Raw genomic sequence first — 11781 nt, forward strand, 5'->3', positions numbered from 1 at the left:
ACTTCATCTTATATTATAGAGTTAGAAGTTTAGAATCTAACCCCGACTCCCAGAAACTCCCTCCGCAAACAAATGCTTCTCAAATACTATGCGTTTTCGGGAAATTGTTTGTGGATTTGTTTCTAAACGATCGTTTCAATCTTTTTATAAAAGATGACCCGTACGGGATTCGAACCCGTGTTACCGCCGTGAAAGGGCGGTGTCTTAACCACTTGACCAACGGGCCATATATTTAAATGGCGGAGAAGGAGGGATTTGAACCCTCGCGCCGGTAAAACCGACCTACACCCTTAGCAGGGGCGCCTCTTCAGCCTCTTGAGTACTTCTCCGAATGGCTCCACAGGTAGGATTCGAACCTACGACCGATCGGTTAACAGCCGATTGCTCTACCACTTAGCTACTGTGGAATGTTTGAACTGTTAAATAATGTCAACGAGAAATATAATACCTTATTGCTGAACACTTGTCAACTACTTTTTTTAATGTTTCAAACTAACGATTTGGGACAACCAAAAACGTTAGCTTATATAATTTAACATGGTTTTTACATTTCGTCAACGCATTTTTACAAGTTTCATGTTTTACTGCTGAAGAGATGCTGATTCGGCTCGGCCATTTTTTCAGTTTCTTCCTATTGTATAGCAACCAATTTCCCTTTACATTTTCCGCAGACATATTTCTTAGTATCGACCTTGCGTTTCCTTTTATATAACCTTCCGCAACGGGAACATTCATATTTATATTTAAAAGAATTAATTTCAGATGGAAGTGGTTTGCAGTGCCGAGGGGATCCTGTCTTCTTTAATAACTCTTTAAAATCCCGATCACCATGCTTATATCCCTTTCCCTCAATATGTAAATGGTAATGGCATAATTCATGTTTGATAATACCATGAAATTCAGTTTCATCCGTTTCAAGCGCGTATTTCGGATTTAGTTCTATTAATCGTTTCGTTGGTATATATCTTCCTCCGGTTGTCCGAAGTCTATGATTGAAGCGCACCTGGTCCTTAAACGGTTTATGGAAAAAAGTAACCGAAAGATGGTGAACCAACTCCTTTAATTTCTGCTCATTCATCGTAAATAACTTCCTTACTATCCTATTTTTCTCCCATTATATCATAATAAGCGCTCGCATCTTTATGTCCTGCTTTTTAATAAGCAAGTTTATTGTTATTCTAATTAATTCTAGTATAAGATATACAGATGAATGACTATCAATAGACCCAAACACTCTGTTACATCCCCTCTTTTTCTCATTTAATATTATTAATTGAGAAAAAGAAGATGAATAATCAAATAATCTTCTTCTAACCTTCTTCTTAAGGGAATAATCTGTCATTTCGATTCTGAAGCGAGGCTTAGCTTTAATTGATGCATTTAGTATTTCCAAGCAGTAAATATTAGGCTATATTAATAGTAATCTGCTAATAATTGTGTTATTATAATAATTGTAGTTAATAGATTAGGGAGGAATTAAAAGTATGGAAAACAACAAAAAGAATATGAAAATGACCACAGCTTTTGGTACACCAGTTCCTAACGATTATGATTCCAAAACAGCTGGTCCCCGTGGTCCTTTATTAATGGAAGACTTTTGGTTCTTAGAGAAACTAGCACATTTTGATAGAGAAGTAATTCCAGAGCGTCGTATGCATGCTAAAGGTGGCGGTGCTTATGGTACATTAACTGTAACAAACGACATCACAAAGTATACCAAAGCTAAACTTTTCTCTGAAGTTGGTAAGAAGACAGAAATGTTTGCACGTTTCTCTACTGTAGCTGGTGAACGTGGTGCTGCTGATGCAGAACGTGATATCCGCGGAGCAGCTTTGAAATTCTATACAGAAGAAGGTAACTGGGATTTAGTTGGTAACAACACCCCTGTATTCTTCTTTAGAGATCCTAAGCGTTTCCCTGATTTAAACCACGTCGTGAAGAAAGACCCAGTAACAAACTTGCATAACGCACAAGCAAACTGGGATTTCTGGAGTAGCCTTCCAGAAGCATTACACCAAGTAACAATTATCATGTCTGACCGTGGTATTCCGAAAGACTTCAGACATATGCATTTGTTTGGAAGTCATACGTATAGTATGTTCAACGCTGATAATGAGCGTCATTGGGTTAAATTCCATTTCTATTCTCAACAAGGTATCGAAAACCTTACGGATGAAGAAGCGGAAGAAGTAATTGCAAAAGACCGTGACAGCAGTATCCGTGATTTACGTGAAGCAATTGATCGTGGTGAAAATCCGAAGTGGAAAATGTACATCCAAGTAATGACAGATGAGCAAGCGAAAAATCATTCAGACAACCCGTTTGACTTAACTAAGGTATGGTATAAAGGTGACTACCCACTAATCGAAGTTGGTGAATTAGAGCTAAACCGTAACCCACAAAACTATTTTGAAGAAGTTGAGCAAGCGGCATTTGCTCCAACTAACATTGTACCTGGTATCGGATTCTCACCAGATAGAATGCTTCAAGGAAGACTATTCTCTTACGGTGATACACAACGTTACCGCTTAGGTGTTAACCACTGGCAAATTCCAGTTAACTATCCGAAAAACGCTGAGAACTTCCACCCATACCACCGTGACGGTGCAATGCGTATCGTTCCTTACCAAGGAGGACACGTATCGTACAACCCGAACAGCTATGGTGAGTGGGAAGACAGCCCAGAGCATCAGGAGCCACCATTAGAGCTTGGCGGAGATGCAAATTACTGGGACTTCGATGAACAAGATGAGAACTTCTACGAGCAGCCTGGTAAGTTATTCCGTCTTCAGTCTCCTGAAGCACAACAACGTCTATTCGAAAACACTGCAAGAAACATGGACGGTGTATCTAAAGACGTACAGTTAAGACATATCGTCAACTGCTACAAAGCTGATCCAGCTTACGGAGAAGGAGTAGCAAAAGCACTCGGTATCTCTCTAAGCGAAGTTGAAGCAGCTGTTGATAAAGAATAAATTCTAAAGCGAAAGCGCCCATGTAGGTTTAAAACGCGATTCGTTTCGCAACACCTGAGACTGCAATTACTCGTTCCACCGAGGAGCATTTGCACGAGCACATCCAGTAGTCGCAGCGACGTACGGAATGTGCCTCCTAGGATGGTACAGGGGTGAAGAAAGTCTCGCTAATCGCTGGACGGCAAGAATGAAAAAATCTGCTGGGAGCATCAAGTGCTCCTCAGCAGATTTTTTAGTTTGTCACCATGGAAAGGGCTATACGCCCTTTTTCTTCATCTACATTTTCCACCCAAACCGTCACAACATCCCCAACAGAAGCAATGTCCATTGGATGCTTCACAAATTTAGTGGACATTTTAGATATATGCACGAGTCCGTCTTGCTTTACTCCAATATCGACAAAGACACCAAAGTCGACAACATTACGTACGGTACCTTGCATCTCCATTCCCGGTTTTAAATCTTCGAGAGATAAAACATTCCGCTTCAATAAAGGTTGCGGGAAATCATCGCGCGGATCTCTTTCCGGACGGCTTAGTGCATCGATAATATCCTTTAATGTCGGTTCACCGATAGCTAGTTCTTCAGCAATCTCTTTACTACTGATTGTCTTAAACTTTTCACGCAATTCGTCTGTTCCGATATCTTCTATTGTATAGCCTAATAATTTCAGAAGTTCTTCTGTCGGTTTATAGCTCTCCGGGTGAATCGGTGTCCGGTCAAGCGGGTTTTCTCCATCAATAACCCGCAAGAAACCAATCGCTTGTTCATAAGTTTTAGCCCCGAGCCGTGGAATCTTCTTCAATTGTTTCCTATTCGTGAACTTTCCTTCCTCATTTCGTCTTGTTACGATATTATTGGCTACGGTCTTACTTAGACCAGATACATATTGTAATAAAGAAGTAGAGGCGGTATTCACATTAACACCAACTTGGTTAACAGCTGTTTCTACGACAAATGTTAAAGAGTCATTCAACGCTTTCTGACTGACATCATGCTGATATTGACCAACACCAATCGACTTGGGATCGATTTTTACAAGTTCTGCAAGCGGGTCCTGCACACGGCGGGCAATTGAAGCAGCACTCCGTTCCTCTACTTGTAAATCAGGAAACTCTTCCCGTGCAAGTTCTGATGCAGAGTACACACTCGCCCCTGCTTCATTCACAATAATATACGGAATGTCGAGCCCATTTTTTTGAATACAATCAGAAATAAATTGCTCGGTCTCCCGGGATGCCGTGCCATTCCCAATCGCAATTAGTTCCACCTTATATTTCTCAATAAAATGAAGGACTGTTTCCTCTGCACCTTTCACGTCGAGTCTCGGAGCTGTAGGATAGATCACAGAGACGTCATGAACTCTCCCTGTTTCATCAACTAAAGCTAACTTGCAGCCTGTCCGGAATGCAGGGTCGACACCAAGGATTGTTCTTCCTTTTAATGGCGGCTGGAGGAGTAGGTTTTTTAAATTTACGGCAAAGACGTCAATCGCTTGGTCCTCCGCTTTTTCAGTCAGTGCATTCCGGATCTCTCTTTCAATTGAGGGTTGGATCAATCGTTTATAACTATCCTCTACCGCAAGCTTTAAAAACTCAGCAACCGCACCAGTAGTAGAACGCTTCACCGTTTTCCGGTTCAAATAGTCGACAACCTTCTCGATTGGTGGCTGAATGGATACTTTTAAAACATCTTCCTTTTCTCCGCGATTAAGCGCGAGGATACGGTGCGATACAAGCGAACGGATATTTTCTTCGTATTCGTAATACATTTCATATACTTTCTTTTCATCGAGTTCCTCGTTCTTCACTTCGGAAACGAGCTTACCACGCTTCCATGTCTCCTCTCGAATATATTCCCGGTACTCTGGAATATCAGAAATCCATTCAGCGATTATATCATTCGCACCTTCTAGCACTTCTGCCACTGTAGTTAATTCATACTCATCGGACAAATAATTTTCCGCTTCTTTATGTAAATCAATATCGTTTTGTTCCCAAATTAGAGTTGCGAGCGGTTCAAGACCTTTCTCCTTCGCCTTCGTTGCCCGGGTTCTTCGCTTCTGTTTATATGGCCGATATAAATCTTCCACCCGCTGTAACTGGGTTGCTGATTTAATCTCCAATGCCAGTTCTTCCGTTAACTTGCCCTGCTCCTTAATAATGCGCAACACTTCTTCTTTACGCTGGGATAATTGAAGTGCGTACGTCCATTTATCTTGAATCAATTTAATTTCTACTTCATCAAGTCCACCTGTAATTTCCTTTCGGTAACGCGCAATAAAAGGTACAGTGTTTCCCTCATCAAATAAAGCAATAACTTTTTCAATTACAGGCGTTTTTATATTTGTTTCTCTAGCTACCAATTGAAATAACTCATTATCATAACTCATCGACATATCTTCCTCCTTATTCCTCTATTTTACCAGAATTCAGGATATAGCGTCAGCTTCACGCGAAAAAACCGGCGCCTAGCACCGGTTCTCCATATTCCTCCTCAATCATACCTTATCGCAATTAGCGTCGTATCATCGCTGCGATTTGGTTCAGAAGTTAATTCATAGGCTTTGGTAATTCTATTTACATCTTTATCGGTGAAATAACAGTGGGATAACTCTTTATCCTTCACACCATCTGAAAACATAATAAAATTAGTGCCTTTGTTCAACTTATAGTTTTCCACTTTAATGGAGCGCTTATACCCCGCCAGATAGCCAGTGTTCGGGATATTACGCTTTTTCACTCGATCATCAGTCACTGTCATAATCCCGATATTTCCAATTGAAGAGAAAGAGTAGACCTCGGACCGGAAATCCATCTTCAAGATACCGAGGACTACCCCACGCTTCCCATATAAAATTTCGTTGCTTTTTCTAACGAGTTCTTCCACACTAACATGATTGTTCTCTTTAATAATGTCAATGACCGCCTGGGAAGATTCCATAGCATACTCTCCACTTCCGAGCCCATCAGCGATCGCACAAATAAAATGATCCTCTGTCTCATTGTAGAAATAACTGTCTCCACAAAAAGTATTCCCTTGCTTTGGCTGTTGGTACACGGAAACAAATACATTTGATTGTCCCATATTAATCCAACACCTCGGATTGGTCCGTTTGGATTGCTTCCCTTAATTTTAATAAGGCTTTCCGAAGTAATCTGGAGACGTGCATCTGCGAAATACCTAATATTTCACCCGTTTCCTTCTGACTCTTATTCTCAAAATACGTGTATTGTAAAATAAGCTGCTCCCGCTTGGATAAAATCGGCATTACTTTCTCGAGGATCATTCGCTGATCGATTGTATCATAACTCGTATCTTCATCTCCGACGAGATCTAGTATTGCAACTGTACTTCCTTCCGAATCCGCTTCAACTTTTCTGTCAACGGAAAGTGCTTTATAACTTTTACCCATTTCCATCGTTTCCAGCACTTCTTCTTCAGAAACTTCCAGGTAATCTGCAATTTCTTCCACCGTAGGAGATTTCTGATTCGCCCTTGTCAGCTCATCAACTGCCTTTTTAATTTTCGGCCCAAGTTCTTTAATTCGCCTCGGGACATGGACACTCCATGTTTTGTCACGCAAGTAGCGTTTAATTTCACCAATGATCGTCGGAATCGCAAAGGATTCAAACGATTTCCCGAACGTTTCATCATACCTCTTCACAGCGGCTAAAAGACCAATCATCCCAACCTGCGTGAGATCTTCATAAATAATGCTGTTTCTTGAATATTTTCTTGCAATGGATCCCACCAGGTCTTTATAATGTAATACAATCTTTTCCTGAACTGCTTCATCAGTGGGGTTTTCTTGTAAATGTCTTATCCATTGGTATACCTCATCTCTTCCTTTATGATGTGGTTGAGATTCGGTCGCCATCTAGACCCACCTCTGCTTCATTTATATATTTAGTCATAATGATAATAATTCCACTATGATCATGTATTTCTACTTTATCCATTAGTGCATCGATTAGGAAAAGACCAAACCCACCTTCCTGTAAATCCTCCACTGGTTTTGATTTCTTGTATGGACCTGCCTTTTTACGGACTTCTTCTACATCAAAGCTAACTCCTCGGTCTGCAACCATCACTTCAAGACGATCTTCATAGATACCGAAGCCAATTTGGATCTCACCTTTTTCATCCTTTTCATAGGCATGGGTGACTGCGTTTGTTATCGCTTCTGAAATGGCAATTTTTAAGTCCTCTATACTCTCATAGGAAAAGCCCATTCGGTTCGCAATACCAGAGAGACTCAATCGAATGACACCAATATATTCTGCTTTAGCCGGGATTGTCATTTCAACAAATTCAAACTTCTCCATTATTCATTTCCACCTCTAATCGCTGCCTTAATATCCATAATTTCATCCAGCCCGGTAATCTGGAATAGACGGTAAACGCGGTCTTGGAGGTTCACCAACTTTAGCTCACTATCATTCTCTTTAGTGGACTTCAACGCACCAATGAACAATCCAAGGCCAGTACTATCCATGTATGTAACATGTTCCAAATCAACAATGACTTCCTGTCCGGCTTTTTTCGTTACAATTCCAAATGTTTCCTTCAGGTCAGGAGCGGTATATGCATCTATCTCCCCAGCAAGTGTTATAATTGATTGGTTTCCTTCTTCGGTAAGTGTAATTTCAAGATTCAAGGTAATCCCCCCATCTAATAATATATTCTAAATGTATGGATTTACTATTTCTAGACACATATCTTTATTACCCGGTTGCAAAAAGTCTTAAACCGTCTTTCGTAAAATTAATAAACTAAAATCATCTTGAAGCTGGAAATCTTGCAACCTTTCAAAATAACGATAAACTTCTTGCACCATATCTTGAGCGGACAGATGCAAGTATTGTCGAATCACATCAAACACCTCATCGATTTCGATGAACCGGTCACCATCCCGGCATTCCGTGACACCATCTGTCATTAAGACAATCATGTCGTTTTTTGCGATTTCAATTTCCGCTTGTTCATATTCTACATCTTCGGAAACACCGAGAACAAGACCAGCTGTTGAAAACTCTGTAAAACGGTCCTCATCAGCACAATAATAGTAGCCCGGTTCGTGTCCGGCAAAGGAATAAACAAGTTTGCCCGTTTCTGGGTTATATTCGCCATACATCATGGTAATGAACATATTGGACTCGGTGTTCCTTTCCACGACCCGGTTTAAATTCCCCAAAATGACCGGTGGTGGCGTAGACTCTTTCGGCAAACTATCTAACGAATATTTGATCATCGACATGCACAGTGCAGCCGGTACACCTTTTCCAATCACATCTGCCATTGCAATCCCGATTGTACCATCCAAGTTTTGCAAAAAGCTATAGTAATCACCGTTCATCTGGTTAGCCGGAACACTGATAACACCGATATCGAGCCCGGCTATATCCGGCTTCTTCGTTTTTAATAATGTCTTCTGCATCTGTGCAGCAACCGATATTTCCGATTTTAAAGCAATTTGCTGTTCTCGGAGGTTTTGAATTTCTTGATGGGCAAGTCCATAAGATATCATCGCTTCCAAAAGGAAATCAAGTGAATGTTCAAAGGAAGCGAATAAGTCCGGATATAACTCTTTCAGCGCTTTAATATGTATATTGACAATTTCCTCCGGTAAGATATTATGCTTGATAAAAGCTTTGCTGACCAATTCAACACCGTAGAGTGCTTTTTCATCTTGAAACTCAATATATTCCGCCAGCAGTTTTTTATATTCATCTGCTTTTTCCTTGAAAAAATTCTCCATTGTATTCCCCCTATCTCGATCTCCATCTCTCTTACCTTATATAATAAGGATGGAGTGCAAGCTGATAGCAAACACTCCATAACTCTTCAAGATTATCTAGTACGCTTCGTAATTAGCGCAGCCACTTAACCGTTTTAATTGTTGTACCTTTCCCTATCTCGGAATAAGCTTCGAATTCATCCATCAAGCGTTTTACTCCAGGCAATCCAGCGCCTAGTCCTCCAGATGTCGTAAAGCCATCTTCCATTACTTGACTTATATCAGAAATCCCTGGGCCCTCGTCTTCAGCAATTAAACACAGCCCTGTCCTACTATTATTATAGATTATTTCATAGGATATCTTCCCTTGATCGGCATATAAATATATATTTCGAGCGAGTTCCGATATTGCAGTCGCAATTCGAGCTTGATCAACGGTACTGAAGCCGATTTCTTTCGCCATTTCCCTACCAAGCTGACGCGCCCCTACAATATCCCACTCTTTATGAATGTGCACACAGGACTGAGGGTTCATCTATTATACCCCCAATTCCTTATGGAGTTTGAGAAGCCCTTGCTCAAGATCCAATGCGGTTGGTACATTTTTCATATTTATTCCTAGATCAATCAATGTCATTGCAACAGCGGGTTGAATACCCGTTAATACTACTTTCGCCCCCATTAAATCTGACATTGTAACCACATCTCCAAGAACTTTCGCAATGAATGAATCGATGATATCGACCGATGTTAAATCAATCACTACTCCAGAAGACTCTGTTTTATATATTTCATCCAATAAATCTTCTTGGAACTGTATAGCTGTCTGATCATCTATTTCTGTTTGAATCGATATCAGCAGATAATTATTCAGCTTAAGAATTGGTATACGCAAAGATCTCACTCTCCTTTATATCGAATCAATAATATTCTTTATCTGTTCTTCCCTGCTTTTCCCTTCTAGCGGAACAATTTTCCTGTTCGTTATTTCCAGTGCAGACATGAATCCTTTTTTCAAGGAGCTCTTTGTCGAAAAATCGCTTAAATCAATGCCTAAATTCACGATTGTTTGGGCAATTTCCGGACGGATACCAACTAGAATACATTTCGCCCCGATTAAATGGACGGCTTCCGCTGCTTGAATAATATGATGCGCAACCATCGTATCAACAACTGGTACGCCTGTAATATCAATAAGGACAACTTCCGAGTTATGGTTGATCGTACCTTGCAGCAAATTTTCCATAATTAACTTTGCCCGTTCGGTATCAATCGTCCCGATAAGCGGCATGATTGTAATCCTGTCCATTACTGGGATAAGGGGGGCTGACAATTCCTGAAGTGCAACACGCTGCAAGGAAACGATCTGTTCCCAGTTGCCTGTGTATTCATTTACCAACTTGCGAATAATCGGTTCCACCCAGTCATCCACACTTTGAAATACACTTTTAATCTGTTCCGTATCGTCCATATCGTCCAGATTAGACAAGATATAATCAACGGTCACCCGTCTAAATACTTGTAAGCCATCCGTAATATAGCTTAGTGGCCAGCCAAGATTAATAATTTTCTCGGAGAATTGTTCAACTTCTTCCATCGATCCTTGACTTTGAATACTTGTAAAAATCACATTCATAAATTCGCGGTTCGTGCTTTCGTAAAGCTCGTCCCCGATATTTGTTGTGTAATTTTCATCTTTCAGATTGCGAACATTATCCATCCACATCTGAACAATAGCATCACTGTTTTCAAGAACAATTCGTTTAAACTTTGTCTCCACTCTTAATACCCCCGTCTTCTATATTCATGCTTATTCCCTATAATAACATGCTTTTTCATCGTTAGACTATTTCGAAACCATTTTATCCAATAATTCGCGTCTAATTAGGAATGCATCGTATTTTGTACGAAAATGCCTAAAAAAACCATTCTTTAAAAATCGTACCATACCAACTCCCCGCCAAAAAGAGAAAGAAGGACTATTTCAATAGTAAGGAAAGCACAAAAAAACCTTCCAATTATTATAGTTGAAAGGTTTCATCAATGATCATATATATCCTTCAGCCCTAGGCTTATTTCAATCGCCCGGTTAATTTTCTCCATCATTTCTTTATCTAGTCTTGTTATTCGATCTGTTAATCGCTGCTTATCCAACGTTCGAATCTGTTCCAAGAGAATAACAGAATTTCGGTCAAAACCATATTTTTTGGCATCGATTTCAACATGGGTAGGCAACTTAGCCTTTTGGATTTGTGCTGTGATAGCTGCTACAATTACCGTTGGACTAAAACGATTTCCGATATCATTCTGGATAATCAATACCGGACGCACTCCTCCCTGTTCGGATCCAACCACAGGAGATAAGTCAGCGAAGTATACCTCGCCTCTTTGCACGTTCAAATGCTACACCCCGATCACAGTGCGCTCTAGGGTGTCATCAGCCTCCTCTTCAGCCTGGAAAGCCTCTGAAGCTATGTTAAGATTAATGTGGCCCATTTCTTCATAACCGCGTCGCATCGTTTCCATAAATTGCTGGAAATGCGCCTGTTTCTTCTGCTCTAAATAGTTCTTCGTTGCCTGATAAATGAACTCACTTAAATCACCATTATCATTTTTCACCAAACCATCCACCTCGTTAAGAAGATTTTTAGGTAATTTAACCATCACTTCCTGTAAACCCTCTGACAAAATGATGCACCTCCGCCAACTGATGAACATATAATATAATTTCTACTTAATAGTATCATTGAATACGCTTGAATGCAAAGGGATTCCGATAGTTTTCTTACAAAAAAACAAATTTTCTTCGTTTTTTCCCTTGCAAATTAGGGTATATGTTCATATTGGCAGATGTAAATACAATTATTTCTCCCAACCTCAAACCTTAAACATTTAGACGAATAATATTTAAAAAGGCTCTAATATTGCTTTCATACAGCGTAAGTGCAACTTTCATCTGGAAGTCCGCAGTCCAGACACCTCTCGCTTTCCGCAGGCGGCTGGTGAGCCTCCTCGGACTGCCGCCCTGCGGGGTCTCACCTATGCCTTTCGACGAACAGGAAGTTC

At 40.4% G+C, this 11781-nt stretch carries 13 protein-coding genes, 3 tRNA genes and 1 pseudogene; 1 reads left to right on the forward strand and 16 read right to left on the reverse strand.

All coding sequences use genetic code 11. From position 1 onward, the window contains the following. Nucleotides 1-154: 154 nt before the first annotated feature. The 4 genes from IEX94_RS10360 to IEX94_RS10375 all read right to left on the reverse strand — a co-directional run bounded on the left by IEX94_RS10360 (nt 155) and on the right by IEX94_RS10375 (nt 1078). Nucleotides 155-226, reverse strand: a tRNA-Glu gene (locus tag IEX94_RS10360). An 11-nt stretch (nt 227-237) separates the two neighbouring features. After that, nucleotides 238-329, reverse strand: a tRNA-Ser gene (locus tag IEX94_RS10365). A gap of 3 nt (nt 330-332) precedes the next feature. Further along, nucleotides 333-407 (reverse strand) — tRNA-Asn (locus IEX94_RS10370). A 224-nt stretch (nt 408-631) separates the two neighbouring features. Then, a complete protein-coding gene (locus IEX94_RS10375; RefSeq protein ID WP_156855982.1) occupies nt 632-1078 on the reverse strand; it encodes a SprT family protein in 447 nt (148 codons plus the stop codon). 406 nt (nt 1079-1484) lie between these two features. Here IEX94_RS10375 and IEX94_RS10380 point away from each other — a divergent pair, with 406 nt between their 5' ends. Continuing rightward, nucleotides 1485-2975 (forward strand): catalase, encoded by a 1491-nt coding sequence (locus tag IEX94_RS10380; protein WP_156855983.1) that lies wholly within the window; start codon nt 1485-1487, stop codon nt 2973-2975. A 232-nt stretch (nt 2976-3207) separates the two neighbouring features. Here the strand turns inward: IEX94_RS10380 and IEX94_RS10385 are convergent, their stop codons facing one another. From IEX94_RS10385 to IEX94_RS19785, 12 genes and pseudogenes are all read right to left on the reverse strand, one after another. Then, entirely contained in the window at nt 3208-5367 is a 2160-nt protein-coding gene (locus tag IEX94_RS10385) for a Tex family protein (RefSeq protein ID WP_373290827.1), read from the reverse strand. Nucleotides 5368-5471: 104 nt separating this feature from the next. Then, complete coding sequence (locus tag IEX94_RS10390) at nt 5472-6062, reverse strand: SpoIIE family protein phosphatase (RefSeq protein WP_188857114.1); 591 nt, start codon at nt 6060-6062, stop codon at nt 5472-5474. 1 nt (nt 6063) lies between these two features. Then, nucleotides 6064-6855, reverse strand: a complete 792-nt coding sequence (gene sigB, locus IEX94_RS10395) for an RNA polymerase sigma factor SigB (RefSeq protein ID WP_156855986.1) — start codon at nt 6853-6855, stop codon at nt 6064-6066. Continuing rightward, on the reverse strand, nt 6827-7303 hold the full coding sequence (gene rsbW / locus IEX94_RS10400; protein WP_156855987.1) for an anti-sigma B factor RsbW: 477 nt from the start codon (nt 7301-7303) through the stop codon (nt 6827-6829). The genes sigB and rsbW overlap by 29 nt, the downstream gene beginning before the upstream one ends. Continuing rightward, nucleotides 7303-7635 (reverse strand): STAS domain-containing protein, encoded by a 333-nt coding sequence (locus IEX94_RS10405; protein WP_156855988.1) that lies wholly within the window; start codon nt 7633-7635, stop codon nt 7303-7305. The genes rsbW and IEX94_RS10405 overlap by 1 nt, the downstream gene beginning before the upstream one ends. A gap of 87 nt (nt 7636-7722) precedes the next feature. Then, complete coding sequence (locus tag IEX94_RS10410) at nt 7723-8736, reverse strand: PP2C family protein-serine/threonine phosphatase (protein ID WP_188857115.1); 1014 nt, start codon at nt 8734-8736, stop codon at nt 7723-7725. Nucleotides 8737-8848: 112 nt separating this feature from the next. Further along, nucleotides 8849-9250, reverse strand: a complete 402-nt coding sequence (locus tag IEX94_RS10415) for an anti-sigma regulatory factor (RefSeq protein WP_188857116.1) — start codon at nt 9248-9250, stop codon at nt 8849-8851. 3 nt (nt 9251-9253) lie between these two features. Beyond that, on the reverse strand, nt 9254-9610 hold the full coding sequence (locus IEX94_RS10420; RefSeq protein ID WP_156855991.1) for an STAS domain-containing protein: 357 nt from the start codon (nt 9608-9610) through the stop codon (nt 9254-9256). A 15-nt stretch (nt 9611-9625) separates the two neighbouring features. After that, nucleotides 9626-10495, reverse strand: a complete 870-nt coding sequence (rsbRA, locus tag IEX94_RS10425; protein WP_156855992.1) for an RsbT co-antagonist protein RsbRA — start codon at nt 10493-10495, stop codon at nt 9626-9628. A gap of 260 nt (nt 10496-10755) precedes the next feature. Continuing rightward, nucleotides 10756-11115 carry a type II toxin-antitoxin system PemK/MazF family toxin gene (locus tag IEX94_RS10430; RefSeq protein ID WP_156855993.1) on the reverse strand — a complete coding sequence of 120 codons (360 nt, stop codon included), beginning with the start codon at nt 11113-11115 and terminating at the stop codon, nt 10756-10758. A 3-nt stretch (nt 11116-11118) separates the two neighbouring features. Beyond that, nucleotides 11119-11403 (reverse strand): CopG family ribbon-helix-helix protein, encoded by a 285-nt coding sequence (locus IEX94_RS10435; RefSeq protein ID WP_156855994.1) that lies wholly within the window; start codon nt 11401-11403, stop codon nt 11119-11121. 196 nt (nt 11404-11599) lie between these two features. After that, a pseudogene (locus IEX94_RS19785) lies at nt 11600-11781 on the reverse strand (hypothetical protein); the annotation flags it as partial.

The organism is Oceanobacillus indicireducens (assembly GCF_014647195.1).
Classification (GTDB): Bacteria; Bacillota; Bacilli; order Bacillales; family Amphibacillaceae; genus Oceanobacillus; species Oceanobacillus indicireducens.